Source organism: Aminobacter sp. SR38 (assembly GCF_014843375.1).
Classification (GTDB): Bacteria; Pseudomonadota; Alphaproteobacteria; order Rhizobiales; family Rhizobiaceae; genus Aminobacter; species Aminobacter ciceronei.
Window position 1 is genome coordinate 4,981,067 of sequence record NZ_CP062112.1, and the last position, 14,344, is coordinate 4,995,410.

Sequence of the window (14,344 nt, forward strand, 5' to 3'; positions counted from 1 at the left end):
TTGCGACCGATGGATCGATCCTCTCACAGAGCGTCGGAAGCAAGGCCACTATCGTCATTTGAACGCCGCGAGCCGTCGCTTCGAACGGGCGGTTCCAATTCTCCCGACTTCGACGTGGCTGCGCTGATGCCACCAAGGCCGCTGCTCGCGCTGCCCACTGACGCGACGCTCCCGAACCAACTTTGGTACCATCTTTCCAACCGGCTAGCCGCGCTCGGCAGGTCGTGGCAACCAGCGGTTCCTTGCATCTGCTGGACATCCATTCATGCATTCGAGATGGGCCCTTTCCGCGTCCCTGTTGGCGATCTGCGCCGTTTCATCAGCTCACGCGGAAGACCTCCTGGCCAAGCGCTGGGGGCCGTGGGTCGAAACTGGCGGGCAGTTCGGCAAGGGCCGTTCACTCGGTGAGATGAACCTGTTCGTTCCGCTGTTCCAGAACAGCGACACGCTCGTCTTCACCGATCTGCGCGGCAAGTTCGACAACAATGATTCCGTCGAGGGCAATTTCGGCCTCGGCATCAGGCACATGCTGCCGTCCGGCTGGAACCTGGGAGCCTATGGCTATTACGACATCCGCCGCTCGCCTTATGGCAACACGTTTCACCAACTGACGCTCGGCGCTGAGGCCCTGGGCGAGGTCTTCGACCTGCGCGCCAACGCCTACCTGCCGGTCGGCGAGACCGAGCGGCGAATGGACCTCGGCGCGACCGCGACAGTTGGTCCCTGGAGCAGCCAGGCCGTGCTGACCGGCACGTCGCTGGCGATCCAACACCAGGCGGTGCAGACGACAACCACCAGCTACAGGGTCGAGAAGGCGCTGGCCGGCGCAGACGCCGAGATCGGCATCAGGCTGCCGGTGTTCGAGCCGGATTCGGGCTTCGACATGCGCGCCTTCGTCGGCGGCTATTATTTCGGCGCCTCCGACGTGGAGGCGATTGCCGGCCCACGCGCGCGGCTCGAATTCACCGCCGCAGACTTCGTCGATCTTCCCGGCGTGAAGCTGACCGCCGGGCTGACCTTCCAGCATGACGATGTCCGCGGCGAGCAGTGGATCACCCAGGCGCGGCTGCGCATTCCCCTGCAGGCAGCCTCATCCCCCGGGCGCGAGCCGCTGTCCTACATGGAACGGCGCATGACCGACACGGTGGTGCGCGACGTCGATATCGTCTCGACCACCCGCAACGGAACCAGGTCGAAGTACGATACGCTCACCTCGTCCGAAGATGCGGTCAACGCGTGGAACGGCAAGACCATCACCTCGGTCGTGCGGATCGACGGCACGACCCAGGATCAGACCGCCCTCCAGGCCGCGCTCGACAGCGTCGGGGCCCAAGGCATCGTGCTCTTGAACGGCAACCTCGCTGCGACGGGCGCCATTTCCCTCAACGACAAGCAGTTGCTCGTCGGCGGCGGCACCGTCCTCAAGCTCAAGGGCGCGACCAGCGGCGTTGCCGTCGACTATGCAGCAGCGGGCAGTGCGGGCCGCATTTCCGGTGCGGCCACCGACACCCTGGTCAGGATGGCCACGGACAGCGCCATGCGCGGGATCTCCGTCGAGAACACCTCGTCGAATGCCAACTCCTGGGCCATATCAGGTGCCAGCGGCGCCAGCCTGCGCGACGTTGCCGTCGTTTCGGCTGCCAACGGGCTGAGGGTCGACGGCACAGCGAACTTCACCCTTCAGGGCGGCAGCATCACTGCCGCGACAGGCAGCGCCATCGCCATCACCGACAGCACAGGGGTCAGCATCGGCGGCGCCACCATCATCCAGAATGGCGCCAGCGGCATCGGCATCGTCGTCGACAATGTCGCAGGCCGTATCGAGGGCAACACCATCACCACCAATGGCAATGGCAGCGGCTACAACGACGCCCATTCGTCGGCGCGCCCGGCCCATGGCCTGTCGGTCAGCAACAGTGGCGGCCTGACGATCGCCAACAACACCATCACCATCAATGGCGAACTGGCCAACGGCATCAACGTCACTGGTAGCGCCGGTATCGCAATTTCCGGCAACAGGGTGACCACCAACAATTACATGAGCCGCGGGATACGCCTTGTCGACAGCGACGGCGCCACCATTGCCGGCAACACCGTGGCCACCAACACAACGAACGATACCTACCTGTCGCTCTACACGGCGGCCTTCGGCATCATGACCGAAGGAAGCGACAACCTGACGGTGAGCGGCAATTCTGTGACGACGCGCGCGCGCGGCGCTACCGGCATCCTTCTGCGCTACGGCGCCAACAGCACCATATCAGGAAACACAGTGACGACCGACGGCGAGAACGCAGCGGCCGTCGCCGTGGTGGGGTCAGCCTCCAACATTGTCAGCGGCAACACCCTGACGACCACGAACCCGAACAATTCGCATGGCGTATCCATAGGCTTCAACAGCCACAACGGGGTGGTGGAAAACAACACCGTGACTTCAGCTGGTCCGCATGGCGTTTATGTCTGGTCCTCCGGCGTGGCCGTACGCGACAATCGCCTCGTCGGGCGAGGCAACAGCGGTGTTCTGACAACGGCAGGCGACACCATCGTCACTGGAAACACGCCGTAAGGAGGCCTTCGTCGAAGGCTACGCGCGCTCGCCTCGGAAAGAGCGCGGCCCGGAGCAGACTTTGGTCATGCGACCTGCACCGCTATTTGACCTATGTCAAAACCGAAACGGCTGTGAGTGCTACACCTTGCCTCGAAGGCATCGAGAAAGGGGAATTGCATGTACAGCCACATTCTTGTTGCGACCGATGGATCGATCATCTCACAAAAGGGTGTCGAGCACGGCCTCAAGCTGGCCAAGAGCATCGGAAGCAAGGCCACTGTCGTCATCGTGACAAAGCCATTTCCGCTGCAGGGCACGACGGTGACGGGCTGGGTTGCAGGGGACAATGACATTCGACGCTACGACGCCAGCCAGAAGGAATTTGCCGAGACAATCCTGGGATCGGCCAGACAAGTCGCCGACGAAATCGGCATCGCCCCCGACCTTGTTCAGGTTACTGCCGATTCTGCCGCGGAAGCGATCGTGGAGAAAGCTCAGAAGCTTGGATGCGACCTGATCGTCATGGCCTCTCACGGTCGTCGCGGGGTGGGCCGCCTGCTGCTGGGCAGCCAGACGGCCAAAGTTGTCCAATACGCCCATACGCCGGTGCTTGTCGTTCGCTAGGCGACATTCGTTGCCGCGCTCCGCTGGTCTGGCGGAGCGCAATCCACATACAGGAATAATTGTATACATATTGGCCAACATTAATCTTCCAAATCGTACACAATCTATGCATACATAGCCCCGCGACTGACCGGGGCGGCGCCCATGCCGGGGGAGACGTGGCATGGCGGCCTGCGGTCACATCAAGGGAGGGAAAGCATGAAACGTAAATTCCTGGCGCTCTGCGCTGCAACGGCTGCACTCATGGTGGGCGTGACCGCGGCGCAGTCCGCCACCACGCTCGAAACCGTCAAGGCGCGCGGCAAGCTGATCTGCGGCGTCTCGCTCAGCACGCCGGGCTTTGCAGCTGCCGACGACAAGGGCCGCATGCAGGGTTTTGACGCCGACATCTGCCGCTCGATCGCGGCTGCCGTGTTCGGCGACGCCGACAAGGTCGACTTCGTCCTGACCAACATCAACACGCGCTTCCAGGCGCTGCAGTCGGGCGAGATCGACGTTCTGTCGCGCCAGACGACGGCGACCTTCTCGCGCGAAGCCTCGCTCGGCATCGATTTCGGCCCGACCGTGTTTTATGACGGCCAGGGCCTCCTGGTGCCCAAGTCGCTCGGCGTCGCCTCTGCCAAGGAGCTGACCGACGCTGCGATCTGCACGCTGCCCGGCACCACCACCTCGCAGAACCTGACCGACTTCTTCCGCACCGTCGGCGGCAAGTTCGAGCTGGTGGTGTTCGAGAGCCCCGACGAGAATCGCGCCGCGTTCTATTCCGGCCGCTGCGAGGCAATCTCGTCCGACCGTTCCGACCTCGCCTCGATCCGCGCCGTCGCCAACAATCCCGATGACTACGTGCTGCTGCCCGAAACAATCTCCAAGGAGCCGCTGGCGCCCGCCGTGCGCCAGAACGATTCCAACTGGCGCGACATTGTTTCGTGGTCGGTCTACATGCTGATGGCCGCCGAGGAGAAGGGCATCACACAGGCCAATGTCGACGAGATGGCGAAAAGCGAGGATCCCGAGATCCAGCGCATGCTGGGCGGCGCCGACGAACTCGGCAAGATGCTCGGCCTCGACAACAAGTGGGGCTACAACATCATCAAGGGCGTCGGCAACTATGCCGAGGTGTTTGACCGCAATCTCGGTGAAAAGACCAAGCTCGGCATGACGCGTGGTCCCAACACGCAGTGGAATGCCGGGGGCCTGCTCTACGCACCGCCGGTCCGCTAAGAAATGCGAGGTCCGCGCCGCCAGCCGGCGCGGACCTTGTTCTTGTCCCCCTGGCTCCGGCTATCTGACATCGCCTTCCGGACATCGGCGCGCCCATGCTGTTTTTGAACGACGCGCGGTTTCGCGCGGTCTTCTACCAATTTCTGGCCATTTCGCTGGTGCTGCTTGCCGCCTGGGCGATGTACGCGACCGCGAGCGCGAACCTGGCCAAGCAGGACATCGCCACCGGCTTCGGCTTCCTCTCCCGACAGGCCGGCATCGCCATCAGCGAAAGTTCGATCGCCTACAGGCCGACCGATACGGTGGCCCGCGCCATCCTCGTCGGGCTGATCAACACCATCAAGGTGTCGTTCCTCGCGGCATTGTTCGGCACCATCATCGGCGTCCTCGTCGGCATCGGACGCATGTCGACGAACCCGCTGCTCAGCCGGCTGATGCTTGCCTATGTCGAACTGCTGCGCAACGTGCCGCTGCTGCTCTATCTGTTCTTGTGGTACTTCCTGATCATCCTGGTGTTCCCGCCGGTGCGCCAGGCGATCCAGCTGTTTCCCGGCTTCTTCCTGTCCAACAGCGGCCTCGCCATGCCTGCGGTCGAATGGCAGAGCGGTTTCGGGCTGACCTTCGCGGCGCTGGCGTTCGGCGTCGTTGCGGCACTCGTCGTGCGCGCTGTCAGCCAGCGCCGGCGCATCCAAAGCGGCAAGGCCAATGCCGGCTGGATTTTTGCGCTCGTCCTGCTCGTGCTGCCGGTGCTCGCCGTCTGGGCCAGCGGTGCGATCTCGCTGAGCTGGAGCGCGCCGGAGGCCGGGCGCTTCCGCCTCACCGGTGGGCTGCAGATCCGCCCGGAGTTCGTGGCACTGCTTGTCGGCCTGATGCTCAACTTGTCGGCCAGCGTCGCCGAGATCGTCCGCGCCGGCATTCAGGCCGTCAGCAAGGGCCAGTGGGAGGCTGCCCAGGCGCTGGGCCTGCCGCGCTCGCGCACGCTCAGGCTCGTCGTGCTGCCGCAGGCGCTCAGGGTCATCATCCCGCCTTTGACCAACACCTATCTCACCGTGTTCAAGAACAGCTCGCTGGCGATCGCCATCGGCTATCCCGACCTCGTCATGGTCTCCAACACCATCATGAACCAGACCGGCCAGGCGATGGAGACCATCGCCATTTTCATGGGCATCTATCTCGGCCTGTCGGTGGCGATCTCGCTGTTCATGAACTGGTACAATGCGCGTGTCGCGCTGAAGGCACGCTAAGATGAGCGACACCCAGGTCCTTGCCACGGCCGTCAATCCAGTTGCCCGCCCGGCGCGGCGCTCCGCGTGGCGCGCTGCCTATTTCGGCACGCCGAGCAATGCGCTCGTCACGCTCGTCTGCGGCGCGCTCATCCTGCTGCTTGCCAAGGCGGCTTTTGGCTGGCTGTTTTTGAACGCCGTCTTCGACGGCGGCTCGGACGCCTGCAAGCAAAGCTCCGGCGCCTGCTGGCCGTTCCTGGCCGACAAGCTGCGCTACATGCTGTTCGGCTTCTACCCGTTCGAGGAGCAATGGCGCCCGCTGGTGGCACTTGTCCTGTTCCTCGGCGCCTGCGGCGTATCGATGGTGCCGCGCGTCTGGGGCAGGGGCCTGCTGATCGCCTGGGCGGTCGTCATTCTGCCCGGTCTCTATGTACTGATGGCCGGTGGCTTCTTCGGCCTGTCTGCTGTGCCGACGTCGAAATGGGGCGGCCTGCCGCTGTCCTTCATGCTGTCTTTCGTCGGTCTCGCCTTCGCGCTTCCGCTCGGCATCGGCCTCGCGCTGGCGCGCGCCTCCCATCTGCCGGCCATCCGCGTGCTTGGCATAGGCTTCATCGAGCTTGTGCGCGGCGTGCCGCTGATCAGCATCCTGTTCATGGCCGCCGTCATGCTGCCGCTGTTCATGCCCGACGGCGTCACCATCGACAAGCTGTTGCGCGCCCAGGTGGCGATCATCCTGTTTGCCGCCGCCTACATCGCCGAGATCGTGCGCGGCGGCCTGCAGGACGTGCCATCGGGCCAGTTCGAAGCCGGCCGCGCGCTTGGGCTGCATTACTGGCAGGTGATGTTCAACATCATATTGCCGCAGGCGCTGAAGAAGGTCATCCCGGCGCTGGTCAGCCTGTTCATCGCCTTCTTCCAGGACACCACGCTGGTCACCATCATCGGCCTGCTCGACTTCCTCGACACAGTTCGCACCGCGCTCCGCGACCCCGACTGGCAAGGCATCGCCGTGCTTGAGGGGTATGTCTTTGCCGCTGCGGTCTACTTTCTGTTCAGCGCGCTGATGGGAGCTTACAGCCGGTTCCTCGAGCGGCATTTCAACACGTCGTATCGGTAAAAGCCTGCGAATACGCCGGGACAGCGTGAAGTCGTCCCGGCAGGAATATTGTGGCGTCGACAAGCTCTGCCCATAGTGGCCGGCAACCAACTGCTGACTGCCGGTGGGATCATGGACAACGAACAATGGCGCGGGCGCATCAACAACGTCATCGAGACGCTGCACGGATTGGACACAGACAGCTTCTATGACGAGCGGGACTACAGCTATCACCCGATCTACGACGAGATCGAGCAACTCGCGACAGCCTTCGAGATCAATCGTGATGCGCTTTCAGAGGTGCTGACGACGACAGGGTTGCCATGCCCTGCATCACGGCGCCGATCTCTCAGACCTGATACCAGCTTTTCGAATGTCCAATCACGCCCGACGCCCGCCAGCTCATCCCAGTTGCGGCGGCGTCGCCGCACAAATCACGGAACCGTTTCGCTCCCAACCGGTTGTTAATCCATCAACCGAGGAGGATAGTGATATGACTTTCCGAAGCACACTTGCTGTAACCATGCTGCTCGCCGGCACCGCGTTCGCTGCTGCCCAGACTGTGGTCGTTACTCCCGAAGAACAAGTGATCGTCCGCGAGTATGTGAAGACCAATCCGGTGATCGTCGAACGTCCGTCCAACTTTGAACTGGTCGTTGGCGCGATCATTCCGGACATTCTGAAGCCAGGCGCACTTGCCGACAACAAGTATCAGTATGTCGTGATGGACGGCCGTACTGTTCTCATCGATCCGCAGACGCGCAAGGTCGTCTACATCATGGACTGACGGCCTTGATGCACAAGTTGCGTCGGGCGATTTCAGTTCTCCCAATCTTGTGATCACCGAGGTGTCGCCGCCGGGCGGTGACACCTCGTATTTCATTACCCTGCGGGTGAGACCTATGAAGGCAGGGCCAGGGACAGCAGCCCGTTGCTCAACCCTCGACGGCCTTGGGAAACACCTTCCAGCGCTTCGGCCTGAACGCCACGCGGCTCTTCTGTGCCGCAGGGTGCCCGACCGGCAGCTCGATCTCGATGCGCTCGCGGCTGCCGCCGATTTCGAGTTCGACTCGTCGGGTGCCGGCGACGCGGCGGCTGGCCGCCACCGTGCCGGCTATACAGCCATTGCACTCGTCCAGCAGCTCGATGTCGTGCGGGCGGAAATAGAGGATGGCTTCGCCATCGGCGAGCTCGGGCGTCGCCAACCCGACTGGGCGGTCCGAAATCCACACCTGGCCGTCCTCGACCTTGACCGGCAGCGAACTCGACTCGCCGATGAAGCCGTAGACGAAGGGCGAGTTCGGCGTGTCGTAGACCTCGTCGGCGGTGCCGATCTGCTCGATGTGGCCTTGGCTCATCACCACAACGCGGTCGGCGAGTTCGAGCGCCTCTTCCTGGTCATGGGTGACGAAGATGGTGGTGTGGCCGGTGGCGTCGTGGATCTCGCGCAGCCAGCGCCTGAGTTCGCGCCGGACCTGGGCGTCGAGCGCGCCGAACGGCTCGTCGAGCAACAGCACCTTGGGCTCGATCGCCATGGCGCGGGCAAGGGCGACGCGCTGGCGCTGGCCGCCCGAAAGCTGCGCCGGGTAGCGCTTTTCCAGGCCACTAAGTTGCACCAGGTTGAGCAGTTCCGAGGCGCGGCGGCGGATCTCCACTCTGGTCGGGCGTTTGGCCGAGGGTCTGACCTTAAGGCCGAAGCCGATATTGTCGGCCACCGTCATGTGGCGGAACAGGGCGTAGTGCTGGAACACGAAGCCGACATTGCGCTCCTGGATCGTCCGGTTCGAGGCATCCTCGTCGCCGAAGAAGATCGTGCCTCGCGTCGGCCGCTCGAGGCCGGCGATGAGGCGCAAAAGCGTGGTCTTGCCCGAGCCCGAAGGGCCGAGCAGCGCGATCAGCTCGCCCGACCTGATGTCGAGCGAGACGTCGCGCAGCGCCGGAAACCGGTCGAACTCCTTGCGCACATTTGAAACGCGAACTTCCATCAGTCGACCTCTGTCAGTGTCCGCGCGTGGCGGCGATCTCGGCGCCGTAGCGGAGCTCGAGAAGGGTTTTGAGCACAAGCGTCACAAGCGCGAGGCCGGCGAGCACGGACGCCACGGCAAAGGCGCCGACGGCATTGTATTCGTTGTACAGGATCTCGACATGCAGCGGCATGGTGTTGGTCAGGCCCCTGATGTGGCCCGAGACCACCGACACAGCGCCGAACTCGCCCATGGCACGCGCGTTGCACAGCAAGACACCATAGAGCAGGCCCCATTTGATGTTGGGCAGCGTCACATGCCAGAAGGTCTGCCAGCCATTGGCGCCGAGCGAAAGGGCTGCCTCCTCGTCGCCGGTGCCTTGTTCCTGCATCAGCGGGATCAATTCGCGGGCAACGAAGGGGAAGGTGACGAAGACAGTCGCCAGCACGATGCCCGGCACGGCAAACAGGATGACGATGCCGTGCAGCTTGAGCCAGGGCCCGAGCAGGCTCGATGCGCCGAACAACAGCACATAGACTAGGCCCGAAATGACAGGCGAGACCGAGAAGGGCAGGTCGATCAGCGTGATCAGGAAAGCCTTGCCCTTGAACTCGAACTTGGCGATCGCCCAGGCGGCGGCGACGCCGAACACCAGGTTGAGGGGCACCGAAATGACGGCAACCAGAAGTGTCAGCTTGATCGCGGCAATCGTGTCATGCTCGTTGATGGCGCCGAGGAAGGCGCCGATGCCGCGTGAAAACGCCTGCTCGAACACCACCACCAGCGGCAGAAGCAGGAAGATGGCGAGGAAGCCGAAGGCGAGCAGCATCAAGGCCGCGCGCGCCAGCGGGCGTTCGGTGACGGCAAGCGAGGCGTGCTCGTGATGGACGTCGGCGGGGTAAAGCTCTGGATCAGCCATAACGCTTGCGGGTCCACGACTGGATGAGGTTGATGACGAGCAGCATCGCAAACGACAGCGCCAGCATGATCGTGGCGATCGCTGTGGCAGCCGCGTAGTCGTATTCCTCAAGCCGGATGACGATCAGAAGCGGTGCAATTTCCGAGATGTATGGCAGGTTGCCGGCGATGAAGATGACCGAGCCATATTCGCCGACGCCGCGCGCGAAGGCGAGCGCGAAGCCTGTCACGACAGCGGGCGCCAGCCCCGGAAACAGCACCAGGAAGATGGTCTGGAAGCGGTTGGCACCCAAGGTGGCGGCGGCTTCCTCGACCTCCTTGTCGATCTCCTCGATGATCGGCTGCACCGTGCGCACGACGAAGGGCAAGCCAATGAAGACGAGTGCGATGACGATGCCGAGTGGGGTGTAGGCGACCTTGATGCCGAGCGGCGCCAACAGCGCGCCCATCCAGCCCTTGGGTGAATAGAGCGTCGTCAGCGCAATACCCGCCACTGCGGTCGGCAGCGCAAAGGGCAGGTCGACCATCGCGTCGATGACGCGGCGGCCGGGAAAGCGATAGCGTACCAGCACCCACGCAACGATGGTGCCGAACACCACGTTGATGCTTGCTGCAATGAAGGCCGTGCCGAAGCTGATCTCCAGCGCCTTGACGGTGCGGCGGTCGGTGGCGATGGCCCAGAAATCGGTCCAGCCAAGCGATGCCGAACGCCAGACGAGCCCGGAGAGCGGGATGAGGATGATGAGCGTGAGGTAGGCAAGCGAGAAGCCGAGCGTCAATCCGAAACCCGGAATGACGCTCGGCTGTCTGAACCGCCACCCCGCCTTGGCGGGTACTGTGGTCATATCGTCCTGGTCTTACCTTGGCTTACTGGGCCGGCTTATAGATCTGGTCGAATATACCACCATCTCCGAAGTGATAGGGCTGTGCTTTCTGCCAGCCGCCGAAAATCGGGTCATCGATAGAAACCAGTTTCAGCTCGTGCTGCTTCTGCAGATCGGCCGCAGGCACCAGCTCGGGCTTGGACGGACGGTAGTGATGCTTGGCGGCGATGGTCTGGCCTTCTGCCGAATAGAGGTAATTGAGATAAGCCTCAGCGACCTTTCGGGTCCCCTTGGCGTCGACATTGGCGTCGACCACGGCGACTGGTGGCTCGGCCAGGATCGACTGCGGCGGGAAGACGATGTCGAACTTTTCGGCGCCGAATTCGTCTAGGGCGAGATAGGCCTCGTTTTCCCAGGCGAGCAGCACGTCGCCCTGTTCACGTTCGGCGAAGGTCACCGTCGAGCCACGGGCACCGGTGTCGAGGATCGGCACATGGGCGTAGAGATTGCCGACGAATTCCTTGATCTTGGTCTCGTCGCCTGCGAACTGGCCATTGGCCCAGGCCCAGGCCGCGAGGTAGTTCCAGCGTGCGCCGCCCGAAGTCTTCGGGTTCGGGGTGATCACCTGGACGCCGTCCTTGATCAGGTCGCCCCAGTCGTTGATGCCCTTGGGATTGCCCTTGCGCACCAGGAAGATGATGGTCGAGGTGTAAGGCGAGGCATTGTTGGGCAGCTTTGAGCGCCAGTCGGGGTTGATCTTCTTTGACTTCTCGACGATGGCGTTGATGTCGCTTTCGAGCGCCAGCGTCACCACATCGGCGTCGAGGCCGTCGATCACAGCGCGGGCCTGTTTGCCTGAGCCGCCATGCGACTGCTGGATCGTCACCGTCTCGCCGCTCTCCGCCTTCCAATGCTTGGCGAAGGCTTCGTTGTACTCCTTGTAGAGCTCGCGGGTCGGGTCGTAGGAGACGTTAAGGAGCGTTGTGTCGGCATGGGCAAGGCCCAGGCCGCCGAGCTGAACTGCGCCGGCCAGCACGGCCGAGAGCAGAATGGTTCTGCGTGAAGTCGTCATTTCCGCCTCCGTTCGAATATGGTTCTACTCTATCGAACTGGTAGAAATTAGATGCGGCGAATGTTCCGAATTTCATGCCGCATGGGCAAATTTCGTGCGAACTGCCGAGGCGCCGGAAATTTTTTTGCTCGCTGAAAAAGTCCCGCACCGCCTGCGCGATCGAAACGTTCGACACGAACGATGAGAGTTAGGGGAGGCGAAGCGGGCGGCAAGGGGCCGTCAGGCCTTGGCGATCTGTCCCGACCAGAATCGTTCGGCCTCGATCCAACGCCGCGCGGCGAGCGGGCCCAACCACTGTTTCAGCTGATCCGGCGACGTGGATTTGTGAAGGTTCAGGTTCTGGAGGTCTTCCAGCAGCCCGATGGTCGCCGCTTCCTGTACCAGCTCATCGCCGTCGGCGAGCCAACGCTCGACGACCGTGAAGATTTGCTGAAGCTCATCGGTCCGGCCGCTCTCCAGCTTGCCGACCACGTGGCGAGCCAGATCCCCCAGGGCCAGGTAAAGCGGCAGCTCGATCTGGTCACGCCATTTGTCCAGAAACGCGTCCCAGACCGGCTGGAATGTCGGGTCGACTTCCAGAAGCACGTCGAACATGTTCAGCCGCGAGATCAAATCATCTACTCCACGAACACCCTGACACTCGCTGCGCGTCCTGCCGCATCGATGACGGTCAGTGTGGAAAAACCTGCGCCGTCGGGCTGCCAGGTCGCCTCGCGTCGGCGGGCGAGGGTGGCAAGCGGCTTGCCGTTGGCGAGCCAGCGGAATGGCGCGCGGCCGCCCTGCAACTTGAGCACCAGCGGCGAGGCGGCTGACGTCGCGGCACCCAGTTCGACGCGGGCGCCGTCGGGCGGAAAGACGATCTGCGGCGCCGGTTCGGTAATGACGGCTGCGACGACCGGCAGTTCGGTGGCGGTCGAGAAACGCTCCAGCGTCACCGGCAGGTCGGCGCGGGCGGTGCGCAGCGTGCCGGCCGGCGGGCGCGGCAAAGGCATTGATGGCAGGCTGGAACGGGCAAAGCCCTCGAACAGTATGGGGGCGGCCGAGACGTAGCCCGACAGTCCGGGCACCGCACCAGCGTCGGGGCGGCCGGCCCAAACGCCGAGAACGTAGCGACCGTCGTAGCCGATCGACCAGGCGTCACGGTAGCCGTAGGAGGTGCCGGTCTTGTAGGCGATTGTGCGTTTCGCGGCACCCTCGGGCGGCTTGACGCCTGCAAGGATGTCGGCGATCTGCCAGGCGGCCTGCTCCTCCAGGATGGTGCCATTGGCAAGCGGGGCAGGGACGGCCGCCTCCGCTCCGTCGCGCAACATCTTGGCGCGGCCGCCATTGGCGAGCCCGGTGTAGAGCTGGACGAGGTCGCGGAGCGTCACACCGACGCCGCCGAGGCCGATGGCGAGGCCGGGCACCTCATTCGGCGGCAGTTGCGGGGTGACACCGGCCTGGCGGAAGCGCGCCGTCAGCCGCTGCGGCCCGACCGCGTCGAGCAGCCGGATCGCCGGCACGTTGAGCGACAGCTGCAGCGCCTGGCGCACCGACACGTCACCCTGGTAGCTCATGTCGAAATTCTTGGGCCGATAGCCGCCGAAATCGGCCGGCCTGTCTTCGATCATCGTCTCCTGCGCCACCAGCCCCTGCTCGAAGGCGAGGCCGTAGATGAACGGCTTCAATGTCGAGCCCGGCGAGCGCACCGTCCTGGTCATGTCGATCCAGCCAGAGCGCGAGGCGTCGAAGAAGTTGGCCGAGCCGACCTCGCCGAGGATTTCGCCCGTCATCGCGTCGGCCAGAACCATGGCGACCGAGATTTTCGGGCCGAGCCGGGTCGCGGCCTCGCGCGCCACGACCTCCAGCCCTTGCTGCACGTCTCTGCGCAAGGTCAGGCGATGGCTGATGAGGCCCGGCTGGCTGCGAAGTGCCGTGTCCGAGGCGTGCGGCGCAAGCTGCGGCAAGGCAAGCCGGGTGGCGGCGACGGCCTCCAAGGATGCCCGCGCCGCCTCGGTCTCGCCGAGCAGGCCTGCCGACACCATGCGGTCGAGCACGCGATCGCGCGCGGCTCGGGCATTTGCGGGGTTGCGGTCGGGCCGGCGGCGCTCGGGCAATTGTGGCAGGGCGACAAGAAGGGCTGCTTCGGAAACTGTCAGCCGCTTCGGCTCCTTGCCGAAATAGGCGAGCGCCGCCGCACGCACGCCTTCGAGATTGCCGCCATAAGGCGCCAGCGTCAGGTAGCGCTCGAGGATTTCTTCCTTGGGCAGCCGCCGCTCGATCTGGACGGCGCGGGCCAATTGCTTGAACTTGGAACTGAGGCTGCGGCTGTCGCGCGGCTCGATCAGGCGGGCCAGCTGCATCGACAGCGTCGAACCACCCGAGACGATGCGGCCGTTGCTCAGGAACTGCCAGGCGGCGCGCCCGAGCGCCAGCACATCTATGCCCTCATGGTCCCAGAAGCGCTTGTCCTCATAGGCGACCAGCATCTTCACCAGCTGCGGGTCGACCTGGTCGAGGTCCGTGCCAAGCCTCCAGCGACCCGACGGTGTCGCATAGGCGCGTAGCAGTTGCCCGTCGCGGTCGAGCACTTCGGCCGAGACAGTCAGTTTTTCGGGCAAAGGCGGCGGAAAGGTGCGGTCGAGCGCGAACAGGCCGCCAAAGGCGAGGGCGGCCAGGCTGGCAGCGCCTATTGCCGAGAGAGCAATCCTGCGCGTGGTCTTTGCGGAGAGCATGGCTCTGCCCCTCACCCTTACCCTCTCCCCGTGAACAACGGGGATAGGGGGGCGTCGACGTCGCGACCGTCTTCCTTCTCCCCGTCATGACGGGGACACGGTGCCGGCAGGCGGATGAGGGGCGGTCCCTCCGCAGAAGT

13 protein-coding genes are annotated in these 14,344 nt (G+C 63.9%); 7 read left to right on the forward strand and 6 right to left on the reverse strand.

All coding sequences use genetic code 11. The features are described 5' to 3' along the window. Positions 1-265: 265 nt before the first annotated feature. The 7 genes from IG197_RS24390 (at position 266) to IG197_RS24420 (ending at position 7,499) form a co-directional block, all read left to right on the forward strand. The gene (locus IG197_RS24390; RefSeq protein WP_192315452.1) at positions 266-2,566 is read left to right on the forward strand and encodes a right-handed parallel beta-helix repeat-containing protein; all 2,301 of its coding nucleotides are present in this window, start codon (positions 266-268) and stop codon (positions 2,564-2,566) included. Positions 2,567-2,725: 159 nt separating this feature from the next. Beyond that, complete coding sequence (locus IG197_RS24395; RefSeq protein ID WP_067960192.1) at positions 2,726-3,172, forward strand: universal stress protein; 447 nt, start codon at positions 2,726-2,728, stop codon at positions 3,170-3,172. A 198-nt stretch (positions 3,173-3,370) separates the two neighbouring features. Further along, positions 3,371-4,393 (forward strand): amino acid ABC transporter substrate-binding protein, encoded by a 1,023-nt coding sequence (locus IG197_RS24400; protein WP_192315453.1) that lies wholly within the window; start codon positions 3,371-3,373, stop codon positions 4,391-4,393. 95 nt (positions 4,394-4,488) lie between these two features. After that, positions 4,489-5,637, forward strand: coding sequence for an amino acid ABC transporter permease (locus tag IG197_RS24405; RefSeq protein WP_192315455.1), 1,149 nt, complete (start codon positions 4,489-4,491; stop codon positions 5,635-5,637). Between the two features lies 1 nt (position 5,638). Beyond that, positions 5,639-6,733 (forward strand): amino acid ABC transporter permease, encoded by a 1,095-nt coding sequence (locus IG197_RS24410; RefSeq protein ID WP_192315457.1) that lies wholly within the window; start codon positions 5,639-5,641, stop codon positions 6,731-6,733. Positions 6,734-6,844: 111 nt separating this feature from the next. Beyond that, positions 6,845-7,180: a hypothetical protein gene (locus IG197_RS24415; protein WP_192315459.1), complete on the forward strand. Its 336-nt coding sequence runs from the start codon at positions 6,845-6,847 to the stop codon at positions 7,178-7,180. A 25-nt stretch (positions 7,181-7,205) separates the two neighbouring features. After that, complete coding sequence (locus IG197_RS24420) at positions 7,206-7,499, forward strand: DUF1236 domain-containing protein (RefSeq protein WP_192315460.1); 294 nt, start codon at positions 7,206-7,208, stop codon at positions 7,497-7,499. 148 nt (positions 7,500-7,647) lie between these two features. On the opposite strand, the gene IG197_RS24425 is transcribed toward IG197_RS24420, so the two are convergent. The 6 genes from IG197_RS24425 to pbpC form a co-directional block, all read right to left on the reverse strand. After that, on the reverse strand, positions 7,648-8,697 hold the full coding sequence (locus IG197_RS24425) for a sulfate/molybdate ABC transporter ATP-binding protein (RefSeq protein ID WP_192315462.1): 1,050 nt from the start codon (positions 8,695-8,697) through the stop codon (positions 7,648-7,650). A 13-nt stretch (positions 8,698-8,710) separates the two neighbouring features. Then, the gene (cysW, locus tag IG197_RS24430; protein WP_192315464.1) at positions 8,711-9,595 is read right to left on the reverse strand and encodes a sulfate ABC transporter permease subunit CysW; all 885 of its coding nucleotides are present in this window, start codon (positions 9,593-9,595) and stop codon (positions 8,711-8,713) included. Next, positions 9,588-10,439, reverse strand: a complete 852-nt coding sequence (gene cysT, locus IG197_RS24435) for a sulfate ABC transporter permease subunit CysT (RefSeq protein WP_192315466.1) — start codon at positions 10,437-10,439, stop codon at positions 9,588-9,590. The genes cysW and cysT overlap by 8 nt, the downstream gene beginning before the upstream one ends. Positions 10,440-10,461: 22 nt before the next feature. Next, positions 10,462-11,490 carry a sulfate ABC transporter substrate-binding protein gene (locus IG197_RS24440; RefSeq protein WP_192315468.1) on the reverse strand — a complete coding sequence of 343 codons (1,029 nt, stop codon included), beginning with the start codon at positions 11,488-11,490 and terminating at the stop codon, positions 10,462-10,464. Between the two features lie 219 nt (positions 11,491-11,709). Next, positions 11,710-12,102 (reverse strand): hypothetical protein, encoded by a 393-nt coding sequence (locus IG197_RS24445; RefSeq protein ID WP_192315469.1) that lies wholly within the window; start codon positions 12,100-12,102, stop codon positions 11,710-11,712. A gap of 5 nt (positions 12,103-12,107) precedes the next feature. Then, a complete protein-coding gene (gene pbpC / locus IG197_RS24450) occupies positions 12,108-14,204 on the reverse strand; it encodes a penicillin-binding protein 1C (protein ID WP_192315471.1) in 2,097 nt (698 codons plus the stop codon). Positions 14,205-14,344 lie beyond the last annotated feature (140 nt).